Origin of the sequence: Roseovarius albus (assembly GCF_900172335.1) — a bacterium.
Taxonomy (GTDB): Bacteria; Pseudomonadota; Alphaproteobacteria; order Rhodobacterales; family Rhodobacteraceae; genus Roseovarius; species Roseovarius albus.
Window position 1 is genome coordinate 195,894 of sequence record NZ_FWFX01000003.1, and the last position, 25,258, is coordinate 221,151.

The following is a 25,258-nucleotide window of genomic DNA, read 5'->3' on the forward strand; positions in this document are numbered from 1 at the left end:
TCGCTTTTCAGGCAGATTAAGTGTATTTTCATGCGTTGGGAGAACTTGGAGGCCCGATATGAGACCGCTTTTTGTGTTAGTTGCTGCGGGGCTGGTCGGATTGCTGGGATATCTTTTTTTGTGGCCGGTTCCGGTCAGGCCCGTTGCTTGGATCGCCCCTCAAAACCTAGGGTACATCGGAGAATTCCAAGCCAATGATCGTCTGGCAAAGCTCGAGTTTATTGAGCTCGATGGCCGTTCAGGTCCAGAGGACGCCGATGTCGGACCGGATGGTCTTATCTATCTCGCCATGCACGGCGGAGAAATCTTGCGCATTGGTAATGATGGCAGTGTCACGTCGTTTGCCCAAACAAACGGTCGCCCATTGGGCATTGAATTTGGCGCTGACGGGACACTCTTTGTGGCAGATGCCTACCTTGGGCTGTTGGCGATTGATCGAGACGGGCGCGTAACACTGCTTGCCAATGAAACAAGGGATGGCAGCCCTATTCGATATGCTAACGATTTGGACATAGCAACGGATGGAAAGATCTACTTTTCAGACGCATCTACCCGATTTGGCGCGCAAGAAAACGGGGGAACGTTAGCCGCTTCGATTCTGGATTTGGTTGAACATTCCGCGAATGCACGTGTGCTGAAGTATGACCCCTCATCTAAGACAACAACGGTGTTTGCAGAGGGGCTTACATTTGCCAATGGTGTTGTCGTTAATGAAGCGAACGACGCATTGCTCGTGGTCGAAACCGGCGAGTATCGTGTGTGGCATTTTCCTTTGGATGGTAGTCAGGGAAAGGTTATTCTAGCCAATATTCCCGGCTTTCCCGACAATCTGAACCACGCGTCCGATGGGACGTTCTGGCTCGGCGTTGTCAGCCCGCGCAATGCCATCATGGACCGGTTGTCCGGCTCGCCTTTCCTTAGACGTGTTGTCATGCGATTGCCTGAATCGATAAAACCAAAGCCGACACGCTACGGATTTATCCTCCGCTTCGACGATAAAGGTAACGTTGTTGAAAGCCTGCAAGATCCGACAGGAGACTTTGCGTTGACGACCGGAGCGGTCACTCTTCCAGACGGCGGCATTGCCGTGACCTCACTTACAGAGCCCCGCTTGGGGCTGCTGAAGTGATCTTTCTGGCAACTTAGTTACGCCGCGCGACTATTCCGATCAACTCCCAGTCCTCTCAAACGGTGCGCATAGCTGATCCTAGCGCAAACATCGCGAATGCTCACTTTGTCTCTTCCGCTGCTGTTAACCCCTTTGCTGAAATTCTCATTTGATACCGTTGCAATGCTTAGCGGCCAAAGATTTGTGAACACTTCATTTCGACCCACCTAGCAATGGGATCATCCAAATCAGATACGAAGTCACCCAGATCACGCTTCCAATAATCGTTAGCGGATCGCCAAAATTTATCCCCGCCGCGATAAAAACCAGACCGGCAATGATAAAGCCAATGAGGCCAAAAAGCTGGCGGCGTTGCTCAGTCATACCGGTTACCGTCCAAGCGTGGTTTTCCAGTACAACTCTTCAATGTCAAACCGGCATAGTGATGTGTTTTCTCTGAAGCCATCATCAAAATTCCGTTTCCCCCAATTACACACAATTAATGTCGACCACAGTGCACGAGTATCTGACGGGATTCGACTGGATGGCAGGCTTTCCTCCTTTCCTGCGCTTCACCACCATCGTCGAACATCCATTAACAAACGAAAACGGGTCCATTTTTGGGAAAACCCAATCTCTGTGTTATCCTGCCCGATATTTCAGTTCCAAAATTCAACAGTGACATTTCAACACCAGACCATTTGGGGGGATCAAAATGGCTTATATCGACTGGAAGATCAGCGGGCCCAAGATTGGCGTCTGTAGCTGCGACTATGGCTGCCCTTGCGAATTCAACGGCAAACCGTCACGCGGCGTTTGTGAAGGCGGCGAGGCACACCTTATCGAAGAGGGCTTCTTTGGTGATGTCCGTCTTGACGGACTGGTCATCGGGGCGTCGTATCGCTGGCCGGGGCCGGTACACGAAGGTGGCGGCTGGGCGCAAGGCATCATCGACAAACGCGCGACCGACGAACAGGTCGACGCGCTGTTCAAAATCCTCGGCGGCGAGGAACAGGAACCCACAACCGTCTTCAACATCTACGGCTCCACGATGGACGGCGAGGATGATCCGCTCTTTGCTGATCTGGAGTTTGAAGCCGATATCGAAGCGCGCACCGGCAAGTTGGTGGTCGATGGCAAAACCATGCTCAACATCACCCCTATCAAGAACCCGGTCACCGGGAAACCCCACCGCGCCCGCATCGTTCTGCCCGAAGGATTCGAGTTCCGCGAAGCCGAGATGGGATCGGGCGATATCACCATCACCGAAGGCCTCAAGATGCAGTACGAGAAAGTTTACGGCGTCCTCTGGCATGCCTCCTACGGCCCCTACGGCGTGATTGAAACCGCCGCCTGAGCGTGGACACCCCGGCCCTCGAGCGATTGATCCGCCGCGACCGCGCGCTTTTGCTCGGCGGTCTCACTCTGATCTGCGCGCTGTCTTGGCTCTGGGTCATTTCCGGGGCCGGTATGGGCATGAGTGCGCTGGAAATGACCCGCACCGGCCTTTTCCCCCACCTCGGCCAGCCCCTGCGCTCAATGCAGATGGGCACGCCTCTGGCCAACGCAGGCCTGCCCTATTTTATCCTGATGGTCTCGATGTGGTGGATCATGATGATCGCGATGATGCTGCCATCAGCTGCGCCCACGATGCTGCTCTATGCCCGCACCCTGCGCCACGCCCAACGCAAGGGCCGCCTGCAACAGGGCCCGGTATCAATCACGCTTTTCCTGTTGGGGTATCTCACTATCTGGCTGGGGTTTTCCGTGCTCGCCACAGCCCTGCAGATGCTGCTGGTCAACACCGGCAGCCTGTCACAAATGATGCTCTGGTCCACCGGCCCAACCTTCAGCGCGCTGATCCTATTCATCGCCGCTGCCTATCAACTGACTCCGCTAAAACAGACCTGCCTGCACCACTGCCAAAGCCCGGCGGAATGGCTGTCACGACACTGGATCAAAAGCGGTTGGGGCACGTTCAGAATGGGGCTCCATCACGGCACCTATTGCGTCGGCTGCTGCTGGGCGCTGATGCTGCTGTTATTTGTCGGCGGGGTGATGAACCTGATCTGGATCGCCGCACTGGCTGTCATCGTCCTGCTCGAAAAGCTCAGCATTCCCGGCTTCAAAACCGGTCACTTCTCCGCCGCCCTGCTCGGCCTTTGGGGCGTTGCCACCCTCCTGATCTGATCTGCTACACCGAATTGATCCGGTTTAAGAAACAGGCCCTCAACGCCGACGTCTCATAAGACGTGATGCACAACATGCTGATCAACTTCTCTCACGGCTTCATCTTTGCAGACGTCGCCGCGGCTTCTGACATCGCCCCGATCCTCGCCAAACATGAACGCAGCCTGGTTTGGATTCTGTCGAGCTCATAGTGTCAATGTCAGCCGCAGCTCCCAACCAACCCGCCCCATATATGGCGCGCCCACCTCCTGCATACCGGTCCCGCGATACAGGGCAAGCGCGGCATGATTGTCAGTGTCCACCGCAATGGCCAGTTCCTTGATATCAGGCCAGCGTAGCTTAAGTTCCGCAATGACCAATCTCAAGACAGGCCGCCCTAGGCCCTTGCCCTGAAACGGGGCTGCAATTTTCAAGGCATGCATGGTCGCCGCGTCTGCTTCCGCCCAGTCCGGTGCAAGTAACCCGCGTTTCAAAAGCACCAGGCCAACCGGATCCGCACCGAGGTAAAAACTCAAACCGATGATCTGGTCTTTCGGGGCGGCCTGCCACGCTAAAATCGTATCAGCAAAAGATCCGGCAAACTTTTCCTGTTGCCGCGAGATCTCGAGCCCACGCAAGGCACGCACCTCCGCAACAGACAGCGCGGACAATTCCTGCGCAACAGGTACATCGCTTGTATTCATGGCAACACTGTTCCAAAACGCAACAAGGCGGGCAAGCCCGCCTTGTGTGTAAAATTTAATCCAGACTTACTCCGCCGGGATGGCTTCAGCTACATTTCCCAACGGATGGGGCAACTTATCCAGCATCTCAACCGGACAGAGCTGTACGAAATTGCCCACCTCAGCCTCCCAATGCTGCAGGATCTCCTGCGCCTTGCGGCTGCCGGTCTCTCTAGCGTGACGTTCCACCAACGCTTTCAACTCGTCCTGCCAATAGGCCTCGGACACCGCACCGCTGACCAATGTTTCATGGTTCATCAGGGTCGCCGCACGCCTGTCAGGATCATAGAGATAAGCCATCCCCCCGGTCATGCCTGCGCCAAAGTTGGCCCCAATCGACCCAAGGATCACCGCAACCCCGCCGGTCATGTATTCACAACCATTGCTGCCACAGCCCTCAATCACCACCTTGGCGCCCGAATTACGCACGGCGAACCGCTCCCCCGCGCGACCGGCAGCAAACAGATAGCCATCGGTTGCGCCATACAAAACAGTATTGCCGATGATGGTATTTTTCGATGCTTCCAGTGGGCTGCTTTGCGGCGGATGCACCACGATGGTGCCGCCTGAAAGGCCCTTGCCGACATAATCGTTGGCATCGCCGGACACTTCGATCTTAAGCCCGGGTGCAGCAAAGGCTCCTAGCGATTGCCCGGCACTGCCCGACAGTTTCACCGTCAGGTGGTCCGGCTGCAGCGTGTTGCGCATGCCAAAGTTCCGCACAATATGGCTCGACACCCGTGTGCCTACGGTCCGGTGCGTGTTCTGCACCGCGTAATGCAACTGCATCTTCTCGCCGTCATTCAGGAACCGGCTCGCATCACGCACTATCTCGGCATCCAGCGTATCGGGTACCTCTGTCCGGGGGCGACCACGGTCATAGTCGGCAATGCCCGCATCCCCAACTGTGATCAGCATCGGGTTGAGATCCAGATCATCCAGGTGCGCCGAACCACGCGACACCTGCGTCAGCAGATCCGCCCGCCCGATCACCTCATCCAATGAACGCGCACCGATGCTGGCCAGTACCTCGCGCACTTCTTGGGCATAGAAGGTGATCAGGTTCACCACCTTGTCGGCGTTGCCGGTGAACTTGTCGCGCAACGCCTCATCTTGCGTACAGACACCCACGGGGCAGGTGTTGCTCTGGCACTGACGCACCATGATGCATCCCATCGCAATCAGCGCTGCAGTGCCGATACCATATTCCTCGGCCCCCAACATCGCGGCCATCACAATGTCACGCCCTGTGCGCAGGCCGCCATCGGTGCGCAGGGTCACGCGATCACGCAGGTTATTCATGCTCAGCACCTGATGCGCCTCGGTCAGGCCCATCTCCCACGGCAAACCGGCATATTTGATCGAGGTCGCTGGGCTGGCCCCGGTGCCACCATTGTGGCCAGACACCAGAATGACATCGGCCTTCGCCTTTGCCACCCCGGCCGCAATTGTGCCCACGCCCGACTGCGCCACCAGTTTCACACAGACCTTCACCGTCGGATTGATCTGTTTGAGGTCATAAATCAGCTGCGCCAAATCCTCGATTGAATAAATGTCATGATGCGGCGGCGGTGAAATCAGCGTCACGCCTTTGGTCGAATGCCGCAACCGCGCGATCAAATCGGTGACCTTCATCCCCGGCAACTGGCCACCCTCACCAGGCTTCGCGCCCTGCGCCACCTTGATCTCCAGCTCTTCGCACTGGTTCAGATACTCCGCCGTCACCCCAAACCGGCCCGAGGCCACCTGCTTGATCTTCGCAGACGGATTGTCCCCATTCGGCTCTGGCACAAAATGCGCTGGATCTTCGCCGCCTTCGCCACTGTCCGAGCGCGCCCCAATCCGGTTCATCGCCACATTCAGCGTCTTATGCGCCTCCGGGCTCAGTGCCCCCAGCGACATGCCCGGCGTCACAAAACGTTTGCGGATCGCAGTCACGCTTTCCACCTCTTCCAATGCAATCGCATCGCCCATCGGCTTGATTGCCATCAGATCACGGATATGGATCGGTGGATTGTTCTGCATCATCTTTGAATAGCGCTGCCACAACGCATAGCTTGCGTTATTACAAGCCATCTGCATCATATGCATCGTACCCGCGCCCCAGGCATGGGTCTCACCCGATTTGCGCGCCTTGTAGAATCCACCAATCGGCAAAATGTCCTGCCCGTTGGCAAACCCCTTGGCATGCACCTCTTCCAGCTTGGTCTGAATGCCTGACACCCCGATGCCGCTGATCCGGCTGGTCAGACCGGGGAAATATTCCGCACACATCGCCCGGCTCAGGCCCACGGCCTCGAAATTCAGACCGCCACGATAGGACGACACAACCGAGATTCCCATCTTCGCCATGATTTTTAGCAAACCCTGATCAATCGCACCGCGATAGCGCGCAATGTTTTCGGTCAGCGTGCCATCCAGCAATCCGCGTTCAATCCGGTCAGCAATGGAATCTTCGGCCAGATAGGCATTCACCACGGTCGCGCCGGCGCCAATCAGAACGGCAAAATAATGCGGATCAATACATTCCGCCGCCCGCACGTTCAGCGAACAGAAGGTACGCAACCCCTTGCGTGTCAAATGGCTATGCACCGCTGAGGTCGCCAAAATCATAGACATGCCGATCTTCTCGGCATCCAGATACTGATCGGTCAGCACGATATGCCCAGCGCCTGAGCGCACCGCATCTTCGGCCTCCGCCCGGATCCGTTCCAACCCGGCCTGCAAGGCACCCGGCCCCGATACAAAAGTACAATCAATTTCGGCCACATCGGCAGTAAAGCTGGACTTCAACTCTTCCCACTGCGCGTTGCCCACAAACGGGCTTTCCAACACAATGATGTCAGTCTGCGCACTGCTCTCATCCAACACGTTTTTCAGGTTCCCGAACCGCGTCTTCAGGCTCATCACCCGATATTCGCGCAAGCTATCAATTGGTGGGTTGGTCACCTGCGAGAAATTCTGTCTAAAGAAATGGCTCAATGGACGATACTGCGCCGACAAGACTGCCGAGGGCGTATCATCCCCCATGCTGGCCAGCGCCTCTTTCCCATCTTCGGCCATCGGGGCCAGAATTTGCTCCAGCTCTTCAATGGTATAACCCGCCGCGATCTGGCGTTGGCGCAGGTCCGCCCCGGTGAACAGCGGCTTTTCGGTCACGCCGCCCAGCTGCTGTTCCATATCGTTGATCCTGCTCACCCAGTCGCCAAACGGCTGGGCCGCCGCCAGCTTGTCCTTGATCTCGTGATCGCGGTACATCACGCCCTTTTGCATATCCACGGCCAGCATCTGCCCGGGGCCAAGCGCGCCTTTTTCCTTCACGGATGCCTCATCAATCGGCACCATCCCGGCCTCGGACCCGGCAATCACCAGCCCATCACCGGTCAGAACATAGCGCATTGGACGCAATCCATTCCGGTCCAGTCCCGCACAAACCCAGCGCCCGTCAGTCATCGCCAACGCGGCCGGTCCGTCCCACGGCTCCATCACCGAGTTGCAATAGGAATACATATCGCGCCACGCCTGCGGCAGTTCTTCAGCCTGCTTGGACCAGCTTTCCGGCACCAGCATTGTTTTCGCCATCGGGGCCGAACGTCCCGCGCGCACCAGAACCTCGAACACGGCATCCAAAGCCGCCGAATCTGACGAACCACCGGCGATAATCGGTTTGATATCCTCGGCCATATCGCCAAATGAATTACTCGCCATTCGGATCTCATGGCTTTTCATCCAGTTCATGTTGCCCTTAAGCGTGTTGATCTCGCCGTTATGCGCCAACATGCGGAACGGCTGTGCCAACCACCACTGCGGGAAAGTGTTGGTCGAATAGCGCTGGTGATAGATCGCAAAGGTCGAGATGAACCGCTCGTCCAGCAGGTCGGGGTAGAATACCGCCACCTGCTCCGCCAGCATCATACCCTTGTAGATGATCGACCGGCATGACAGCGAGGCGATGTAGAAGCCATTGATCGACGCCGCGACCACGGCTTTCTCAATCCGACGACGGATCACATAAAGCTCGCGCTCAAACGCCTCTTCATCAATCTGCTTGGCGTTCGAGATCAGGATCTGCTCAATCTCGGGCCTGGTGGCATTGGCCTTCTCCCCAAGGCAGCTCACATCCACCGGCACATGCCGCCAGCCATAGATCGTGTGCCCCATGCGCAGCACTTCGGTTTCCACGATGGTCCGGCACGCCTCTTGCGCGCCAAAATCCGTACGCGGCAGGAATACCTGTCCGACAGCGATCAGCTGATCAGTGCGCGGCTCGTGCCCTGTGCGACGGACCTGATCATAGAAAAACGGCACCGGGATCTGCACGTGAATGCCCGCGCCATCGCCGGTTTTGCCATCGGCATCCACTGCACCGCGGTGCCAGATCGCCTTGAGCGCATCGATGCCCGCCTGCACCACCTTGCGACTGGCAAGCCCGTCCGCTGAAACCACGAAACCCACCCCGCAAGAGGAATGCTCTTCCTCTTCCTTATAGAGGCCATTCTCAGCCAACCACTTGCGCTTGGCCTCTTCTTTGGCCGCCCAGTTAAGATCCAGTTTCGTCATCGGTCTTTACCCTTCCTTTACCCGGTGGGTCAGGGCCACTGCCCTAATCTCGTATTTTTCGCCCGCTTTGCGTTTGCTCATTCATGATCTTGAGCAGTCTGATAAGCGGGCAGATTTTGTACAAAACTCACGTACAACTTGTACAAGTTGTACAGGTTTTATTCGGCGGCCACGGCCTGTTTGCTGTTCAGATAATCCAGTATGGCAGCGGCTGAATCGCGTCCGTCCTTGATGGCCCAAACCACCAATGAGGCCCCGCGCACAATGTCGCCAACCGCAAACACACCGTCCATTGAGGTCTGACCCGTCGTGAACTGCGCTTTAACGGTGCCCCAATTGGTCACCTCCAAATCGCTTTCATTCCAGAGGCTTGGCAGGTCTTCCGGCTCAAATCCCAGCGCCTTGATCACCAGATCGGCAGGCTCATCCACCTCTGCACCATCAATCGGTTCCGGGCTTCGGCGGCCACTGGCATCAGGTGCCCCAAGGCGCATTTGCTGAACCTTGACAGAAGAAACAGGATCACCTGAAAACGCCAAAGGCGCACTAAGCCACTGAAACTCAACACCTTCCTCTTCGGCATTTTGGGTTTCACGCTGGCTACCCGGCATGTTTTCTCGGTCACGACGATACAGGCATTTCACCGAAGTTGCCCCCTGCCGGATCGCAGTACGGACACAATCCATGGCGGTATCACCACCGCCAATCACGACAACCCGCTTGCCTTCGGCATTCAGTTCACCGCTTTCAAACTCTGGCACCGTGTCCTCAAAGCTCAGCTTGTTACTGGCGGTCAGATAGTCAATCGCCCGCACGATGCCTTGTGCACCCGATCCCGGCCCCTGCAAATCACGCGATTTGTAAACGCCCGTGGCGATCAGTACCGCGTTGTGTTTATTACGCAATTCCTCAAATGTGATGTCCGTTCCGACATCGCAATTCATTACAAATTCAACACCAGCCTGCACCAGTTGATCCACTCGGCGCAACACCACGTCTTTTTCAAGCTTAAAACCCGGAATGCCGTAGGTCAGCAATCCACCTGCCCGGTCATGCCGGTCATAAATCGTCACCTGCACACCGGCCTGCCGCAGCACATCTGCCGCCGCCAAGCCACCCGGCCCAGCGCCAATAATGCCAACGGATTCAATACGTTCCTGCTGGGGCACGATCGGCTTGACCCATCCATTTTCCCACGCGGTATCGGTCAGATACTTCTCAACAGAGCCAATCGTCACCGTGCCATGGCCCGATTGTTCGATCACGCAGTTGCCTTCGCAAAGGCGGTCCTGCGGGCAGATACGACCACAGATTTCCGGGAAGGTATTGGTCATCTGGCTGGTCTGATAGGCCTCTTCCAGACGCCCCTCTGCCGTCAGCCGCAGCCAATCCGGGATATTGTTGTGCAGTGGGCAATGGCTCTGACAGTACGGTACACCACACTGGCTACACCGGCTCGCCTGCTCTTTCGCCTTTGCGTCGGCATATTCTGCATAGATCTCATGAAAGTCTTTGCTCCGCTCATTCGCCACACGCTTTTCCGGCATGTCGCGATCCACAGATACAAATTTTAACATCGGTTGCTTTGCCACAGCATGGCCTCCGGAATTTCCCTCGTCAGGCCTGTCTAGAGGATACCCAAAGTAAAATAAAGTCACAAAAGCTTACCTATTATCAAAAATTCAGGAAGGCAGCGTTCGTATAGGAAACAAAATTTCAATAAAATATAACCGATCCGGACTTAAATGCGATCTTCCCAATAAATCTCAATGGGTTATAGCTGTATCTGCAGATCAACAGGACCACGCATGCCATTACTCCATCTGATCCTCATTGCCGCAATTCAGGGCATCACTGAATTTCTGCCCGTTTCGTCATCAGGGCATTTGATTCTTTTGCCCGCCCTCACCGGACTTGAAGACCAAGGTCAGGTGATCGATGTCGCGGTTCACCTTGGCACACTTGTCGCCGTGATTCTCTATTTTTGGTCCGACGTCAAAATCGCCATCCTGGGCCTACCACAGCTCTTTATGGGACGGTTCGACACGCAAGGGGCAAAACTCGCCCTTCTACTGGTGGTCAGTTCAATTCCCGTCGTGGCTCTTGGTCTGATCCTGCACATGACGGGGCTCGATTACATGATGCGCTCGATCAAGGTGATTGGATGGGCCATGTTGGCCTTTGGCGTGCTGCTCTATTGGGCTGATCAGATTGGCGAAACCAATCAGAACCAGAAAGACTGGGGGATGCAAGACGCAATGATTTTGGGTGTCTGGCAATCTATTGCCCTGATCCCGGGCACATCTCGGTCAGGCATCACCATCACCGGCGCACGGTTTCTGGGCTATGCCCGGCGCGATGCGGCAAAGCTCTCGATGTTGATGTCGATCCCCACGATCATCGCAAGCGGCGCCTATCTGGGTAGCGAGGTCATCATGACCGCCAACACCGCCCTAATCCGCGACGGGGCAATTGCGGCCTTCTTTGCCTTCTGGGCTGCCTTACTGGCACTCAGCCTGATGATGCGCTTGCTGAACAGCGTTAGCTTCACACCATACGTGATTTATCGGTTCATTTTGGGGATCGTGCTTTTGGTAATTGCCTATAGCTGATCAACTGCCCAGCTTGCCCGCAGATTCCTTGATCGCTTCGTATTGACCAGCCGGACGGAACCGCCACAGATAGTCTGGCAAAACTGCCTCGGACGCCATAGGTTTGATACCTAGGTCTGAAAAACTGCGCGCACCATCAGAAACGACATTGTCACACCGCAAGCTTTTAATCTGATCCCGCGTGATCTGTGCGGGGATGATACCAAGCGTTAGTGTCTGAAGAAGCTCCATCGCACCGCCCAGAATGCCTGCGATCCAGAATGGGATATTTAGCACCAAACGACGACGACGGACAACGCTCAACATTTCCTGCATCAGTTCCCGGAAGCTTTGCACATCGGGGCCACCCAGCTCATAAATACCCGCCTCGGCCCGGCCTTCAGCCCCCAGTGCGGCGACTTCCGCCACATCATCGACGTAGACCGGTTGGAACCTGGTCTCACCGCCAACCAATGGCAACACTGGCCCCCAACGTGTCATGGCGGCAAAACGGTTGAAGAATCCGTCTTCCGCACCAAAGATTACCGAAGGGCGCAAGATCACGGCAGAAGGGAAATGCTCCAGAATACCCGCCTCGCCCCGCGCTTTGGTCTGACAATAGATACTGTCTGATTCCGCATCGGCTCCGATCGCAGAAATATGCACCAGTTGCGCAACGCCGCTTGCTGCCGCCCAGCGCGCGATCCGCTCGGCACCTTCGTGTTGAACGGCATCAAAGTTGTTGCGCCCCTTGCGATCAAAAGTGCCAACGCAGTTGATCACCGCATCGGCCCCCAGCATCGCGGCGCGTACGCTGTCTTCGTCGCGGATATTACATAGAACTGGCTCGACCTGACCGACCACACCGCAGGTCTTCACATGCATCGCCTCGTTTGGACGGCGCACCGCAACCCGCACCCGCCAGCCTGCTTTAGCCATGCGACGCACTATATAACGCCCAACAAAACCCGATCCGCCGTAAATGGTGACAAGTTTTGACATCCGAAGCCCCTTTGATACTGGCAATCTTTCGCTATCTTCCTACCCGTCCACGCCGCGTTGGACAAGACAGGACAAAGAATGTGACAAAATGCCGAAATCGTCGTTGACACCATCTCGGCGCACGTCTAAATGGCTGCCTCACGACACCGGCCCAGGTGGCGGAATGGTAGACGCGCTAGCTTCAGGTGCTAGTGTCCGTATGGACGTGGAGGTTCGAGTCCTCTCCTGGGCACCATTCTCTCCACACACAGGAGAGAAGAGTATGGCAAATTTTCTTTACAAAAATGACCTTCCCGATGATCTTGATCTGGGGCCTGTCGTCGCGATTGATTGCGAGACCATGGGATTGAATCCGCATCGTGATCGTCTGTGTGTGGTGCAGATGTCAGGCGGCGACGGCAATGCTCATCTTGTGCAGGTTGAGCTGGGTCAGACTGAAGCGCCAAATCTTTGCGCAATGCTGGAAAATCCAAACGTTCTTAAGCTGTTTCATTTTGGCCGTTTTGATATTGCCGCACTCTACAATGCCTTTGGCGCACTGACAGCACCGGTTTACTGCACCAAGATTGCCAGCAAACTGGTCCGCACTTACACTGATCGGCATGGATTGAAGAACCTGCTGCAAGAACTTCTGGCTGTCGACATCTCGAAACAACAACAATCGTCAGACTGGGGCGCACCTGAATTGACCGCCGCTCAACTAGAGTATGCAGCATCGGATGTTCTCTATCTGCACAAGCTTCGCGATGCCCTGAACACCAACCTCACACGCGAAGGCCGGATGGAATTGGCTCAATCTTGTTTTGATTTTTTACCTACACGCGCCCGCCTCGACCTTGCAGGATGGCCTGAGCAAGATATCTTTGCACATTAGAGATGGCACACGGAAACAAATTTCACTCGCAATTTGTGGCTTGGATGAAAATTGTCCTGCCTTTGATTGCACTTGGCATGTTGTCAACTTTGTTTCTGCTATCGGAAACGATTGACCCGACCAAAACCATCCCATTCACCAAAATTGATCTTAAACAACGAGCACAGGATGCAGGGGCCACCAATCCATCATTTTCTGGCTTGATGAACGCTGGCCATGAAATGGCTGTGCAGGCCGTTACTGCCATTCCTGACAAAGAAGACAGCCAAAAAATTAACGCGACAACAGTGACGGCACAAATCAAAATGACCAGCGGCGAACTGATTGACATCGTATCCGACGAGGGTGACCTGCATCAAGCAAACGACACCGCCACATTAATCGGCAACGTGAACATTACAACAGCAGATGGCTATCATGTTGTAACGGACTGGTTGAATGCCAGAACAGATGTTTTATATGCTGATACGCCAGGCACAGTGACCAGCACCGGTCCCTTGGGCGACCTCGAAGCCGGGCGCATGGTATTGACCTCGGATCCCGACACCGGGGACGCACATTTACATTTCACCGACGGCGTGACGGTGGTATACCAACCGCAAACCAGTAAGGAATAAGTAACGTGTTCAGGCCTCTGCAAGCCCTCGTGGCAGCACTCGTGTTTCTTTCAGCAGGTGCCGTTTGGGCACAAAGTGGTCAAGTCGCTTTTGGTTCCGAGCCGCATGACAATGAACAACCCGTTGAGGTGACGTCAGACAACCTCGATGTCGATCAAACCGCTGGCACGGCGGTGTTTACTGGTGACGTCGTGGTCATTCAGGGCGAAATGCGCCTGTCTGCCCCCCGTGTTCTAGTCGTCTATAACGAAGATAGAAGCGGCATAAAACGTCTCGAAGCCACCGGCGGCGGCGTTATATTGGTCAACGGACCGGATGTGGCCGAAGGCAACCGCGCAGACTATGACGTCGAGACTGGCCTGATGGACATGCATGGCAATGTGATCCTGGTACAAGAAGGCGGCAACACGATCACCGGCGACAAGCTCCATGTCGATACGCTCGCTGGTACGGCCAAAGTTGACGGTCGCGTCAAAACGATTCTCCTCCCGTCCGAGGGAGAAAACTGAGATGAAACAGCCTGATCTCACAGTTGCGCATGATAGCGCGACACCAAAGCAAACCCTAAACACGGGTCTGGTGGTTGAAAATCTACGAAAAAGCTATCGCAAAAGAGTGGTGATCCGCAGCGTTTCGCTCAATCTGCAACAAGGCGAAGTCGTCGCCCTTCTGGGTCCAAACGGATCAGGCAAAACCACAACATTTTACACAATCGCCGGCCTGGTGAACCCAGAAGGCGGCCACGTCTCGATTGATGGTGAAGAAGTTACCAACCTCCCAATGTATCGCCGTGCCAGAATGGGTATCGGATATCTTCCGCAGGAGATGTCGATTTTCCGTGGCATGTCAGTTGAAGACAATATTACGGCCATTTTGGATATATCGATTCGCGACAGGCACAAACGCCGCGAACGCTTGGAAGAGCTACTCTCTGAGTTCTCAATCGAGCACCTACGCCGCGCGCCAGCGCTGGCATTGTCTGGCGGTGAGCGTCGCCGGGTTGAAATCGCGCGCTGCTTGGCGGCGAATCCCCGCTATCTGTTGCTGGACGAGCCCTTTGCTGGGGTTGATCCGATTTCGGTGGGCGACATCCGCCATCTGGTGGCAGACCTCAAGAAACGGGGCATCGGCGTCTTGATCACGGACCACAACGTACGTGAAACCCTGGAAATTGTGGATCGGGCATATATTCTGCATGATGGTCAAGTACTTATGTCTGGCAGCCCGGACGAAGTCGTTGAGAATGAAAATGTGCGCCGTGTCTATCTGGGCGACAATTTCCGCATCTCCTGACTGCAGTCGAATTTACAAATTCCGGTCAAGCCCCCGAAATCGCATTGACATCCGACACAGAAAACGCCTCAATTGGGGTATGACATTGAAGCTTTTGAACGCTGCTAAGGTTTCGATCCCGTCTTCATGGGACCCTTTAGGGCAAGCAAACTCAATGTCTCCCCTGAGCCTTTACTAAAGCCTGATGCGCCTATTTTGTGCGTGATTGATTAGTATTGGTTCCAACAATGAAGGAGAAAAAATGCGCTATCAAATCAGTGGAAAACAGATCGATATCGGTGATGCGCTGCAGGTCCATGTCAAACAGGAACTCGGCTCCATAGTCGAAAAATATGCAGAACGCCCAACCGACGCACATGTGATTTTCTCCAAAAGCGCTAGTGAATTCGTCTGTGAAACCATTGTTCACCTGTCAACAGGGTTGACGACCCAAGCCAAGGCTCACGCGCATGACATCTATGCAGCATTCGATCAATGCTGTGACAAGATGGAGAAACAATTGCGTCGCTATAAGCGTCGCCTGAAGGATCACCACCGCGACCGTGAAGAACCCGTTGCACAATTTGGCGCTTCCTCGTATATCCTCGCCTCTGAAAGCGAAGGACAGGACGCAGAACCCGACAGCCTGAAGCCAATCATCGTCGCCGAGATGGAAACCAAGATCCCATCCTTGTCTGTCGGTGAAGCGGTGATGCAAATGGAGCTGGCCGGGGCACCGGTTCTGATCTTCCGTAACGAGGGAAAAGACGGGTTGAACGTCGTGTATCGCCGTGATGACGGTAATATCGGATGGATCGACCCGTAAGAGCAGTGAACGGTCGATGACCGTTTCATCGGAGCGACATAACGATGGATATTGAAACGATCCTAAAACCTGAAGCCGTTCGGGTCATCTCATCGGCTTCAAGCAAGAAACGTTTGTTGCATGAACTTGGGGGCATCGCCGAAAGCGTTTATGGCGTGCCTCAATCCACGGCGGTCGACGCCCTGTTGGAACGTGAAAGCCTTGGTCCAACAGGCGTAGGTAAAGGCGTGGCCCTGCCGCACGCCCGTTTGCATGGACTTGATCAAGTTGTGGGCGCGTTAGTTCTTCTGGAAAAGCCAATTGATTTCGATGCAGTTGATCGGCAGCCGATTGATCTGGCCTTCGCGCTCTATGCGCCGCATAATGCCGGGGTTGAACACCTCAAGGCGCTGGCACTGATTTCGCGGACTTTGCGCAGTGGGTCTGTTTGCACCAAATTGCGCGCCAATCTGGATCCGGCTACGCTTTATACCATCATCACCGAAGCGCAGACCGCACAGGCTGCCTGAAGATTATTTCCAGCGATCAAACCCAAACATGACATAGTCTCGCTGATATACCATTTTGGCGAGGTTTTCGATTTCTTCATCGTAAATTTCGCTGAGCGCGTAGGGCTCATCGACACTTCGAATCGGGGCATAGGGCTGACGTCCATATCCTATCGCCTCTGACAGTGCGGGCAGCTCGGTCTCCAACTCCTCTTCATGATACACGCGATGCGGAATTGCAAAATTCGACATGCCTTGCAAGACAGCCGCCTGCGTCGCCCAGTGAGCATCGACCCTGATATCTGTTTGACCCGCAAGATTTGCCCTCAGAAACTTAAGAAAGGCCTTGAACGCCTCCTTGTGTGTTTTACGCCCGTAGTCAGGATGCGGAATTCGCCCCGGGATCTGGAGCTTATAAAAATTCCGCAATTTCTTTCTGATCATGCCGAAGTTATCCGGCCCGGTTGATAGAATCTTCGAACAAAACACCGCATGCGCACGCACGACAGGGTGCCGCAAAACAGAAAAACTGCGGTGCCCTACATTCTGCAATTTCCACTGACGCAATTCCTTCGGGGGCAGCTTGCTCGGCAGGCAATCGGCGGTATATCCATCCAGATCAGCAAGCCAGCTGCACACTTGATCTTCGACCCCTGAGCGCACCGGCATATACATCAATGGGGCCTTCGCCGCCAAAACATACGACGGCACAGCTGGTGGTCGTCGAGGTTCGAAATTGGGTGTTCGGCTAAGACTAAAATAATCGAACTTTGCCAGCGCTTGCTTCATCTCGTCGTAATTGGAGACTTTATCCTCGAGTGGGCTCGGATTTTGCTTCTTCAGAGTATTGTCGAACTTTTCCAATCGTTCCGCTACACCCAGAAACTGCGTGAGACCATTAATGACATCGAGGTCTTGCAAATCTTCGTAAGACAAATAGTACGCCGTTTGCCCACTGGCTTGTAAGCTCTTGAGAAGCTTGAGTTGAAACGTCTGCAACTGAGTCAGATATTGTTCAAATTCGGCATCTTCAAAAGTCGCCTGTCCCTCTTTACGCCGTTTAACATTCGTCAACTTCCATTGCCCGGTTGATCTGGCAATCCCGAGCGACACGTAACTTTCCAACGGATTGCGCGTCAGGATAATTTTGGCACAGCGCGTGTCATTCAGAACAGTGCTAAGGATGCGAGGGTCATGGTCATTGAAGTATCTAAAGCCAGCCAGAACATCTGGTTGATCTTTGATCGCAGCCAGTAACAAAAATGGATCAAGATCTCGACCTTCACGAGTAACGCCCAGCACTTCATCGCGATTTGGATAGCCAACAAAGCTCGGATTGAATGCCTCGCCATGGCATTCGATGTCAGCAAAGCCATTCAAGTTGCTCTCCAGCAAATTGGAACCGGTTCGCATTTCTGCAAACACCACGAAATAATCAAAACGTTCAGACATATGCGCTACTGCACCAAATAGGGCTTGGGTTTTGGTTTTTGTGGTTCAGCCGTATCATGGATCACCGGAAAATTTCCCATCAGATAGGGATGCATGCCCTGATTTCTCAAGTTTTGCAGAAATTGACCGAACCCGGTCAAATCCACCATTTTCGGAACCTCCGCCAAACCGCTTCCTTCACGGGCCACTTCTTCAATGATCCCTTGCAGAGGTTCCATCGGAGCTTCAATGAACTCTGCCATATTCCAAATTTTCACCTGAGCTTTAGTCCACTGCGATTTTAGAATTTCCAGATGCTTGCTTTCGATTTGCTGCAAACGCGCGGCTTCACGGCGGACCTCGACAAAACTTGCACTGGATTTGAAAAGCGGCACAGCCCAAGCACCCGCGATCACTGAAATCCGCGCATTGATATCCTTGGAGATATCCCATTCAATTTCTTTTATGACGTCCCGTGGTCCGAGCTGAAAACACTGACGCTCTCCACGGGTATTCCACAGCAGGTTAGCTAAAAACGCCCGCGGATTATAATTTCGCAAAGCGGCACTATCACTCAGAGCGCCGCTAATAACAGGCAACCCATCTGCAAACTCAGCTTTTTCCTGTGCAAACAAATGCCCATGAACACGTGCCCCCGTTTGCTTGGCCAACCACGTTTCAAAATCCTCAAATAAGTCTGAAAAACCTTCAAAGACAGAATACGGCGCGCAGGTTAGGCCGTTTTCTCGACCCGCTACAGGAAACCGGCTCTGCATATAGAGTCCAGAACGCCCGTGCACCCGTCTGTCCACAGCTTTGGAAAATATCCTGTCAATTTTCCCGGGGTTTGGCTCCCGCCGTTGCGCATTGCCGTCTCCCGCATTTAGAAAAGCCTCGTACAGCCGGTCAGCATAGGGCCAGATTTTACGCGCCACAAAGCAATCTGAGCGGCGAAGTAACTGCAGGTGGTCATCATAAAAGATGTGGGGCTTACCTTGATAATCGAACTTCGACAATGTGAGAGACCGGCTCTCCACCCTTGTGGAAAAAAGCCGCACCAAAGTTTGAAAATAACTTTCATCCGGAATCCAGACCCGCCGGAAATAGGCATCATAGATAGGTCGATCAGGGTCTTGCAATATTGACGTCAAGGTGTTGCGCGTGAGGCACCACCATTGGCTTCCCATATGCGGCACAATTCCATTCGGGATTTTGCGCTCATACCCAACAAGCCTCTGTAGCTTAACGCATTTATCAAAAAGAAACCGATTCTTGCGCCAAGAGAACGGAAACCTCAACGTGAACCGTTCCTCGTCTAGCCCCCCCATCGTCCACGGTACATCCGCCGTTGTGACCGATTCAATGAAATCCGTCTTTGGATGGGCAGCCAGGTAATCTTGCAACTCTTGTACCGGGCGCAACGGCATGCAGGACCCCGATGCCGTAAACACGTGACCGACGTGTGGAAATTCGTCCAGCATAATTTGCGCCGCATCCTGCGTTGCCGCAACAAGACCCCACGTCCCCCATTCACACCGGTGCCTTTTGGAAAAGCGAACATCTGGCAAATCTGACAAAGATTCAACAAAGCCATTGTAGGTTTTGTTATGCACATTTTGATCCACATGGAGGACCAGCGGGCAGCCAGCCTTGGACCAATGCCGCGCCACCTGTTCGGCCCGATCAAAGGCGGTATGGACCAACATGACAATCCCAACGTTCATGTCGTTTAATATCCTCCGCTCACGCCCAGTTTCCTTTGGACATCAGGCCTAAAATTTCCAACTGTCGCCAGTTTATATATTTTTCTGACCAATTGCACCAAAGCTCGGGATTTTCCTGAACGCTTTGCGCGTAAGCCTTGTATTCACTACTCTGTGCATAGTGCTGTTTGCGCTTTAGTTCCTCTGCAGCCTTTGACGTAAAAGTATCAAGAAACTTCACATGCAAAAGCGCGCCGCTAGCCTTTTCGCCTCCCCATTCATCATAAGTCAGATTCAGGCCACGAGGCAGCAGCATATGGGTTGAGCTAACATAAGCATATTTTCGGTCCCATTTAACCAGTGGGATTTTGTTCAGCGCCGGTGCTTTTTTCGGTTGGTCCGGGAAAAACACGCGCGCTCGCGCCCCTCCTTGTATCCAAAGATTCCCGTACTGATTGTTCTTTGAGATGGTATAGTTTCCAGGATCAAACCAAGAGGCAATCTCGATCGGGTCCTGACCTGCCCGATATTGCACCTGATCAATCCGACCTTTGGGATACATGTCCAGCAACATGGCTCCAAAAGATCGCACTTGCGAGACATCCAGCCAGTCAGTCAACGCCCGGATCGACCGCGTGTCACAAAACGGATAAACAAACAGTTCATCCGGGTCGACCACAAGCGTCCAATGCCCATGCCCGTACTTTCGCTGCAGCCAGTTCAACCAATCCACACCGAAACGCGATTTCAGGTAACTGGCCTTAGTTGTCCAGAGTGAGACATCTTCCTGCTCAGCCAGATACTCGCGGCTGCCATCCTCGCTTCCATTGTCGACGATCAAAAAATGCGCGACTCCCCGATCGCGATAATATTCTAAGAAGTATGGCAATCGCACCTTCTCATCACGCAATGTTGAAAAAAGTAAGATATCTAAAGATCGGATTTTTTTTGTGCGGTTGGTAACAGATTTCAACTCAAAATGTTTGCGCCAGGACCGGGCCTGAAACCGTTTGCGCCGCAGCCGCATCCGATATGATTGCGCAATACTCAACTTCTGTTCCTATCCATGCCGGGCGTCATGCCAATACCGTTATGCAACAGCGTGAAATCACTTTGTTGCGAAGCACTTCACTCATATCCAGTTTCCCTTAGACATCAAGCCCATCGCCTCCAATTGACGCCAACCCCGATACCGTGCGGACGAAGCGCACCATAGGTCCGGATCGCGTATCAGAGTATCATAGTAGGCATCATAAAGAACGCTGTTTGCAAAGTGCTCCTGGCGGCATTTTTCCTCTTCTGATTTCTGCACAACAACGTTGAGAAACTTGGTGTGCAACAATGCACCCGAGATCATCTCACCGCCCTGCATGTCGTAGACATGGTTCAAGCGGCGCGGCAGTATCGAATGCGATGAACTGACATAGGCATACCGTCGGTTCCATTTCACCAATGGCACCTTGCCCATCGTAGGCGCACGCCTTGGGCGATCCGCGAAAAAGCATCGCGCCCGAACGCCGCCTTGGATCCACAAATTTTCCAGATCCTGTTTTTGGCTGATCATGTAATTTCCGGCATCGAACCAGCACAGGTTGGCAAAGGGATCATCTCCTGCTTCGTATAGATGCTCCGATAATCGCCCCTTGGGATACATATCCAGCATCAAGGTTCCAAAAGACTGTCGTCCATGCCCCTCTAACCAGTTGACTAACGCAGGCAATGGTCGCGTATCGTGGTGCGGATAGATCAAAATTTCATCTGCATCCACCGTCAGGCACCAATGTTTGTGAGCGTATTTCATCTGCAGATAAGTCAGCCAGTCCATGCCAAAGCGTGACAGTCGATAACTGTGCGAAGTTCGCCAAAGCGAAACGTCCTGCTGCTGCTCAAGCAACGCCCGTGTGCCATCCGTACTATCGTTTTCAATGATTACAAAATGCCCCACCCCCAGTTTCCGGTAGTGATCCAGAAAATAGGGCAATCGCACTGCCTCGTTGCGTACGGTCGCGAACAGAAGAATATCTTCTGGCTGGACTTGTTTCATTCGGTTCATGACTTCCGTCAATTGATGCCGCTTACGCAAGGCGCGCAACAGAAGCCGTCGTCGCTTCCACCGCAACCGATACGCCATCACCGCACGTTTCAAGCCAGACTGCCCATTGCTCATGGCATCAGCTTTGTTGTTATATTTCATAATGTCCAGATTGGTGCCAACGCCACGCGTCCGAGACCATGGTTTTCAGATCAGATCTTTGCGGTGTCCATCCCAGCTCGACCTTGGCACGCAACGACCCAGACACCAATTTGGTACAATCACCCGGGCGCCGCGGTCCTTCCGTAATCGGCACCGGCCGATTGCTGACAGTTTGCGAATGTTCAATCACTTCGCGCACCGAGAATCCGTGCCCTGTTCCCAGATTGAACGCCCGGCTACCCTTACCTTCTTCGAGCCATTCCATACCTAAAATATGTCCCTCAACCAGGTCCATGACATGCACATAATCTCGGATGCAGGTCCCATCTGGGGTATCATAGTCGGTACCATGAATTGTTAACGTATCTCGGCGGCCATCCACGGCGTCCAAAATTAACGGAATGAGATGCGTCTCAGGCTGGTGAAATTCTCCGACTTCCGCTTCGGGGTCGGCACCTGCCACATTGAAATAACGGAACACAACATGTTGCAGCCCATTCGACGCCTCAAAGTCACGCAGGATTTCCTCAACAGCTTTTTTTGACCCACTATAGGCGTTGATTGGCTGCTGGGCGCTGTCCTCATCAAGCACCACGTTGTCCTGATCACCATAGACGGCACATGTCGAAGAAAAGACAAACTTTAAGCAGCCAGCGGCGACTGCTGCCTCGATCAAATTCAAGGATCCTAAAACGTTGTTGCGCCAATACAAGCCAGGCAACTGCAAGCTTTCGCCAACCTGAGTCAGCGCGGCAAAATGCATAACTGCCACCGGCTGATATGCGGCAAACACTGCATCCAATTTTGCACGGTCCTGCAAGTCGCCTTTCTCAAAAGGGCCAAATTTGACGGCCTCTTCCCAGCCGGTGCTTAAATTATCAAAGGTCACAGGTGTATAGCCTGCAGCCTTCAATGCTTTGCATGCATGGGATCCGATGTATCCAGCACCACCGGTAACCAGAATATTTGGCACCCTGCCCCCCGGGTTGATTATTGCGCAGCTTTTTGTGCGTAGACCGTATCGTTCAAGAAGTTCATCAGATCTTCCCGCAACTCATCGCGAGCGAGCGCAAAGGCCACGGTGGCCTGCAAAAAGCCCGCTTTGGATCCGCAATCGAACCGCTGGCCCGAAAAACGAAATCCGTAAACTTCCTCACCCGCTTCCTCGCGCGCATCTGCAATCGCATCAGTTAGCTGGATTTCGCCGCCTGCACCGGCTTTTTTCTTGTTGAGCTTCTGCAAAACGGTCGGGGTCAAGATATAGCGCCCAATGACGGCCAGATTGGATGGCGCCTCACCGCGAGCTGGTTTTTCAACCATCCCTTTAGTTGACACGATCTGCCCCATATCTTCTTTGATATCCAGCACGCCATAAGCTGACGCCTTGTCTTCAGGCACCTCCATCGCGGCCACGATGTTGCTTTGCGTTTCCTCAAACGCTTCAACCATCTGGGCAAGGCAAGGCTTGTCGGCTGCAATTACGTCATCCGGCAAAATGACCGCAAAAGGTTCATTCGCGATTAGACGTCGCGCGCACCAGACCGCATGTCCCAGACCGAGTGGCTTATGCTGTCGCATATAGGCCACTTCACCACTATCCATATTGGTATTGCGCAAAATATCCAGAAGCTCATCTTTGCCCTTGCGGCGCAGCTCTTGCTCCAACTGTGGGGCGTTGTCAAAATAATCCTCAAGCGCCCCTTTGCCCCGCGAAGTCACAAAGATAAATTCCTTAATCCCAGCGGCCCGCGCCTCATCAATCGCGTATTGCACCAAAGGGCGATCAACCAATGTCATGATCTCTTTTGGAACGGATTTAGTGGCGGGCAAAAACCGGGTTCCCAATCCTGCAACCGGAAAGATCGCTTTTGTAACCTTGCTACGCATGAGGCCTCCTGAAATTCTCTGTCAGTCACTGTCTACCAAGTGATTTTGGCAAATGCATGGGCGTATGATGACAAATCAACGTTATCATAACGTAATATTTTCAATATTAGTATGGTGGTATTCCTCACCATATCACGGGGAAAATATAGCACAATAAACGCATAAGCGTTAATCCATCCCCATATCTGACATCATCTTTTCCAACCGAGGGACGTCTTCGGGGTTGTTCAATTCCCAAAACTGCCGATCACGAGCTTCTACCTCAACGCAAAGAACTGAGCGTCCTTGTTCCAGAAACCGTAGCTGTTCCAAACCTTCCAGCCGCTCCAATGGACCCGTTGGCCAATCGCAATACAGTTTCAGTGCATCTGGCCGGTAAGCATACACACCAACATGGTGGAAAACGGGTGTTTCAGCGTCATTTGCGTAGCGCTCCGGCGTGTACGGAATGACCTCTTTTGAGAAATAGAGTGCTCTGCGTTCCTGAGTGAACACTGCCGTCGTGCCGCCCACTCGTCCTTCAGATCTGTCATGCAAAAACCCGTTAAGCGCTTCTCCATCGCAACGCAACACAGGCGTCGCCACTTCAGCCTGCACATCCGCCTGCAATCCCTGCACCAGATCTTCGACAAACCAATGTGGCGTCAGCGGCGCATCCCCCTGGAGGTTGACCACGATGTTATACCCCCCGCCCAGCGCATCCAGCGCAGCGGAGCAGCGTTCTGTCCCGTTGGCGCAGCTCTCCGGGGTCATCACCACTTCCGCCCCAAAGGCTTCGCAGGTTGCCTTGATCCGATCGTCGTCCGTAGCCACCACCACGCGGTCGACACCCTGAACCTGTAGCGCAGCTTCCCATGAGCGTTGCACAAGACTTTTTGCAACACCTGATGCCCCGGTCAAAGCCACAAGCGGCTTGCCCGGATAGCGAGTTGAGGCGTAGCGGGCGGGGATCACAATCAGAACACTCATCAGGCTTCTTTCAGCTCAACGGTCGGGGAGTAGGCGATGAAAAATGGATTGGCATAGCCGTCCTTACCATATGTCAGCGGGGTATGATCATCAAAACGGACCACTTTTCCGCCAGCACCCTGCAAAACCGCATGTCCAGCGGCCGTGTCCCACTCCATTGTGCGACCGACGCGCGGATAAATGTCTGCCTCGCCCGTGGCGATTAGGCAGAATTTCAGCGAAGATCCCGCGCTTTTCATGTCGGCAACCGCGTATTTCCCGATGTAGTCATCTGTCGCCTGATCACGGTGGGATTTGCTGGCGACAACCAATAGCGCGGCATTATCTGGATCAGACACACGAATGGGCGCGGTCGTGCCAATCACATCCTTAGCAAAGGGTCCAGCTTCCTCCACGGCGCTGCCATCGGCCAAGGTATAAAACATTCGTTCTTTCGCCGGGGCATAAACGACCCCACGGGTTGGAACACCGTTTTCCACATAAGCAATGTTCACGGTGAAATCACCACGGCGATTGATGAATTCCTTTGTACCGTCCAATGGATCAACAATCAGGAATGTCTCAGCCCTTTCGCGATGCGAATCCGCTTGCTCTTCCGTCACCAACAAGACTTCCGGAAATGCCTGAACCAAACCTGCTGAAATCAAAGCATCCGCAGCTTCATCGGCTTCGGTAACCGGGCTGTCGTCCGATTTGGCCTTCACCTCGAAGTCATCTGAGTTGTAGATTTCCATGATCTTGTCACCGGCCTCAAGCGCCAGCCGACGAATTACCGGAATGAGCGTTTCAAAATCCAAATCAAACTCCTTTTCACCTGCTGCCGA

23 protein-coding genes and 1 tRNA gene are annotated in these 25,258 nt (G+C 53.8%); 11 read left to right on the top strand and 13 right to left on the bottom strand.

Translation table 11 applies throughout. The annotated features are described in order from the left end of the window. Positions 1–58: 58 nt before the first annotated feature. Positions 59–1,129 carry an SMP-30/gluconolactonase/LRE family protein gene (locus ROA7450_RS06310; protein WP_085804843.1) on the top strand — a complete coding sequence of 357 codons (1,071 nt, stop codon included), beginning with the start codon at positions 59–61 and terminating at the stop codon, positions 1,127–1,129. Positions 1,130–1,321: 192 nt separating this feature from the next. Here ROA7450_RS06310 and ROA7450_RS21145 read toward each other — a convergent pair whose 3' ends face one another. Further along, complete coding sequence (locus tag ROA7450_RS21145; RefSeq protein WP_200812930.1) at positions 1,322–1,492, bottom strand: hypothetical protein; 171 nt, start codon at positions 1,490–1,492, stop codon at positions 1,322–1,324. A 331-nt stretch (positions 1,493–1,823) separates the two neighbouring features. On the opposite strand from ROA7450_RS21145, the gene ROA7450_RS06320 reads away from it, so the two are divergent. Together ROA7450_RS06320 and ROA7450_RS06325 are read left to right on the top strand one after the other, a co-directional pair. Then, positions 1,824–2,465 carry a DUF1326 domain-containing protein gene (locus ROA7450_RS06320; RefSeq protein WP_085804845.1) on the top strand — a complete coding sequence of 214 codons (642 nt, stop codon included), beginning with the start codon at positions 1,824–1,826 and terminating at the stop codon, positions 2,463–2,465. Between the two features lie 2 nt (positions 2,466–2,467). After that, entirely contained in the window at positions 2,468–3,298 is an 831-nt protein-coding gene (locus ROA7450_RS06325) for a DUF2182 domain-containing protein (protein WP_085804846.1), read from the top strand. A 185-nt stretch (positions 3,299–3,483) separates the two neighbouring features. On the opposite strand, the gene ROA7450_RS06330 is transcribed toward ROA7450_RS06325, so the two are convergent. The 3 genes from ROA7450_RS06330 to ROA7450_RS06340 all read right to left on the bottom strand — a co-directional run bounded on the left by ROA7450_RS06330 (position 3,484) and on the right by ROA7450_RS06340 (position 10,172). Then, positions 3,484–3,981, bottom strand: a complete 498-nt coding sequence (locus ROA7450_RS06330; protein WP_085804847.1) for a GNAT family N-acetyltransferase — start codon at positions 3,979–3,981, stop codon at positions 3,484–3,486. 66 nt (positions 3,982–4,047) lie between these two features. After that, positions 4,048–8,580 (bottom strand): glutamate synthase large subunit, encoded by a 4,533-nt coding sequence (gene gltB / locus ROA7450_RS06335; RefSeq protein WP_085804848.1) that lies wholly within the window; start codon positions 8,578–8,580, stop codon positions 4,048–4,050. Positions 8,581–8,738: 158 nt separating this feature from the next. Beyond that, positions 8,739–10,172, bottom strand: coding sequence for an NAD(P)-dependent oxidoreductase (locus tag ROA7450_RS06340; protein ID WP_200812931.1), 1,434 nt, complete (start codon positions 10,170–10,172; stop codon positions 8,739–8,741). A gap of 216 nt (positions 10,173–10,388) precedes the next feature. On the opposite strand from ROA7450_RS06340, the gene ROA7450_RS06345 reads away from it, so the two are divergent. After that, positions 10,389–11,192 carry an undecaprenyl-diphosphate phosphatase gene (locus ROA7450_RS06345; protein WP_085804850.1) on the top strand — a complete coding sequence of 268 codons (804 nt, stop codon included), beginning with the start codon at positions 10,389–10,391 and terminating at the stop codon, positions 11,190–11,192. Here the strand turns inward: ROA7450_RS06345 and ROA7450_RS06350 are convergent, their stop codons facing one another. After that, positions 11,193–12,173 carry a complex I NDUFA9 subunit family protein gene (locus ROA7450_RS06350; protein WP_085804851.1) on the bottom strand — a complete coding sequence of 327 codons (981 nt, stop codon included), beginning with the start codon at positions 12,171–12,173 and terminating at the stop codon, positions 11,193–11,195. 149 nt (positions 12,174–12,322) lie between these two features. Between ROA7450_RS06350 and ROA7450_RS06355 the strand changes: the two genes are divergently transcribed. The 7 genes from ROA7450_RS06355 (at position 12,323) to ROA7450_RS06385 (ending at position 16,271) form a co-directional block, all read left to right on the top strand. Next, a tRNA-Leu gene (locus ROA7450_RS06355) sits at positions 12,323–12,408 on the top strand. Between the two features lie 27 nt (positions 12,409–12,435). After that, complete coding sequence (locus ROA7450_RS06360; RefSeq protein WP_159454010.1) at positions 12,436–13,047, top strand: ribonuclease D; 612 nt, start codon at positions 12,436–12,438, stop codon at positions 13,045–13,047. Positions 13,048–13,049: 2 nt separating this feature from the next. Beyond that, positions 13,050–13,664 carry an LPS export ABC transporter periplasmic protein LptC gene (gene lptC / locus ROA7450_RS06365; protein ID WP_085804853.1) on the top strand — a complete coding sequence of 205 codons (615 nt, stop codon included), beginning with the start codon at positions 13,050–13,052 and terminating at the stop codon, positions 13,662–13,664. 5 nt (positions 13,665–13,669) lie between these two features. Continuing rightward, positions 13,670–14,173 carry a lipopolysaccharide transport periplasmic protein LptA gene (lptA, locus tag ROA7450_RS06370; protein ID WP_085804854.1) on the top strand — a complete coding sequence of 168 codons (504 nt, stop codon included), beginning with the start codon at positions 13,670–13,672 and terminating at the stop codon, positions 14,171–14,173. Between the two features lies 1 nt (position 14,174). Continuing rightward, positions 14,175–14,957 (top strand): LPS export ABC transporter ATP-binding protein, encoded by a 783-nt coding sequence (gene lptB, locus ROA7450_RS06375; protein ID WP_085804855.1) that lies wholly within the window; start codon positions 14,175–14,177, stop codon positions 14,955–14,957. Positions 14,958–15,198: 241 nt separating this feature from the next. Continuing rightward, positions 15,199–15,762: a ribosome hibernation-promoting factor, HPF/YfiA family gene (gene hpf / locus ROA7450_RS06380; RefSeq protein ID WP_085804856.1), complete on the top strand. Its 564-nt coding sequence runs from the start codon at positions 15,199–15,201 to the stop codon at positions 15,760–15,762. A gap of 44 nt (positions 15,763–15,806) precedes the next feature. After that, a complete protein-coding gene (locus ROA7450_RS06385; protein ID WP_085804857.1) occupies positions 15,807–16,271 on the top strand; it encodes a PTS sugar transporter subunit IIA in 465 nt (154 codons plus the stop codon). Between the two features lie 3 nt (positions 16,272–16,274). Here ROA7450_RS06385 and ROA7450_RS06390 read toward each other — a convergent pair whose 3' ends face one another. The 8 genes from ROA7450_RS06390 to cysQ all read right to left on the bottom strand — a co-directional run bounded on the left by ROA7450_RS06390 (position 16,275) and on the right by cysQ (position 25,231). Then, positions 16,275–17,663 carry a sulfotransferase family 2 domain-containing protein gene (locus ROA7450_RS06390; protein ID WP_306372424.1) on the bottom strand — a complete coding sequence of 463 codons (1,389 nt, stop codon included), beginning with the start codon at positions 17,661–17,663 and terminating at the stop codon, positions 16,275–16,277. A gap of 44 nt (positions 17,664–17,707) precedes the next feature. Further along, positions 17,708–19,405, bottom strand: a complete 1,698-nt coding sequence (locus ROA7450_RS06395) for a DUF5927 domain-containing protein (protein ID WP_085804859.1) — start codon at positions 19,403–19,405, stop codon at positions 17,708–17,710. A gap of 19 nt (positions 19,406–19,424) precedes the next feature. Then, a complete protein-coding gene (locus ROA7450_RS06400) occupies positions 19,425–20,411 on the bottom strand; it encodes a glycosyltransferase family 2 protein (RefSeq protein WP_085804860.1) in 987 nt (328 codons plus the stop codon). A gap of 105 nt (positions 20,412–20,516) precedes the next feature. Then, positions 20,517–21,578, bottom strand: a complete 1,062-nt coding sequence (locus ROA7450_RS06405; protein ID WP_370738202.1) for a glycosyltransferase family 2 protein — start codon at positions 21,576–21,578, stop codon at positions 20,517–20,519. Next, on the bottom strand, positions 21,568–22,551 hold the full coding sequence (gene galE / locus ROA7450_RS06410) for a UDP-glucose 4-epimerase GalE (RefSeq protein WP_085804861.1): 984 nt from the start codon (positions 22,549–22,551) through the stop codon (positions 21,568–21,570). The genes ROA7450_RS06405 and galE overlap by 11 nt, the downstream gene beginning before the upstream one ends. Positions 22,552–22,568: 17 nt before the next feature. Then, complete coding sequence (galU, locus tag ROA7450_RS06415) at positions 22,569–23,465, bottom strand: UTP--glucose-1-phosphate uridylyltransferase GalU (protein ID WP_085804862.1); 897 nt, start codon at positions 23,463–23,465, stop codon at positions 22,569–22,571. A 168-nt stretch (positions 23,466–23,633) separates the two neighbouring features. Continuing rightward, positions 23,634–24,434 (bottom strand): 3-deoxy-manno-octulosonate cytidylyltransferase, encoded by an 801-nt coding sequence (locus tag ROA7450_RS06420; RefSeq protein WP_085804863.1) that lies wholly within the window; start codon positions 24,432–24,434, stop codon positions 23,634–23,636. Further along, on the bottom strand, positions 24,434–25,231 hold the full coding sequence (gene cysQ / locus ROA7450_RS06425; protein ID WP_085805049.1) for a 3'(2'),5'-bisphosphate nucleotidase CysQ: 798 nt from the start codon (positions 25,229–25,231) through the stop codon (positions 24,434–24,436). The genes ROA7450_RS06420 and cysQ overlap by 1 nt, the downstream gene beginning before the upstream one ends. Positions 25,232–25,258 lie beyond the last annotated feature (27 nt).

Coding starts and splice junctions, on each gene's coding strand:
- ROA7450_RS06310 (WP_085804843.1), top strand. CDS start 59: ATGAGACCGCTTTTTGTGTTAGTTGCTGCGGGGCTGGTCGGATTGCTG.
- ROA7450_RS21145 (WP_200812930.1), bottom strand. CDS start 1,492: ATGACTGAGCAACGCCGCCAGCTTTTTGGCCTCATTGGCTTTATCATT.
- ROA7450_RS06320 (WP_085804845.1), top strand. CDS start 1,824: ATGGCTTATATCGACTGGAAGATCAGCGGGCCCAAGATTGGCGTCTGT.
- ROA7450_RS06330 (WP_085804847.1), bottom strand. CDS start 3,981: ATGAATACAAGCGATGTACCTGTTGCGCAGGAATTGTCCGCGCTGTCT.
- gltB (WP_085804848.1), bottom strand. CDS start 8,580: ATGACGAAACTGGATCTTAACTGGGCGGCCAAAGAAGAGGCCAAGCGC.
- ROA7450_RS06345 (WP_085804850.1), top strand. CDS start 10,389: ATGCCATTACTCCATCTGATCCTCATTGCCGCAATTCAGGGCATCACT.
- ROA7450_RS06350 (WP_085804851.1), bottom strand. CDS start 12,173: ATGTCAAAACTTGTCACCATTTACGGCGGATCGGGTTTTGTTGGGCGT.
- ROA7450_RS06360 (WP_159454010.1), top strand. CDS start 12,436: ATGGCAAATTTTCTTTACAAAAATGACCTTCCCGATGATCTTGATCTG.
- lptC (WP_085804853.1), top strand. CDS start 13,050: ATGGCACACGGAAACAAATTTCACTCGCAATTTGTGGCTTGGATGAAA.
- lptB (WP_085804855.1), top strand. CDS start 14,175: ATGAAACAGCCTGATCTCACAGTTGCGCATGATAGCGCGACACCAAAG.
- hpf (WP_085804856.1), top strand. CDS start 15,199: ATGCGCTATCAAATCAGTGGAAAACAGATCGATATCGGTGATGCGCTG.
- ROA7450_RS06385 (WP_085804857.1), top strand. CDS start 15,807: ATGGATATTGAAACGATCCTAAAACCTGAAGCCGTTCGGGTCATCTCA.
- ROA7450_RS06390 (WP_306372424.1), bottom strand. CDS start 17,663: ATGCGAACCGGTTCCAATTTGCTGGAGAGCAACTTGAATGGCTTTGCT.
- ROA7450_RS06395 (WP_085804859.1), bottom strand. CDS start 19,405: ATGAACGTTGGGATTGTCATGTTGGTCCATACCGCCTTTGATCGGGCC.
- ROA7450_RS06400 (WP_085804860.1), bottom strand. CDS start 20,411: ATGCGGCTGCGGCGCAAACGGTTTCAGGCCCGGTCCTGGCGCAAACAT.
- ROA7450_RS06405 (WP_370738202.1), bottom strand. CDS start 21,578: ATGAAATATAACAACAAAGCTGATGCCATGAGCAATGGGCAGTCTGGC.
- galU (WP_085804862.1), bottom strand. CDS start 23,465: ATGCGTAGCAAGGTTACAAAAGCGATCTTTCCGGTTGCAGGATTGGGA.
- ROA7450_RS06420 (WP_085804863.1), bottom strand. CDS start 24,434: ATGAGTGTTCTGATTGTGATCCCCGCCCGCTACGCCTCAACTCGCTAT.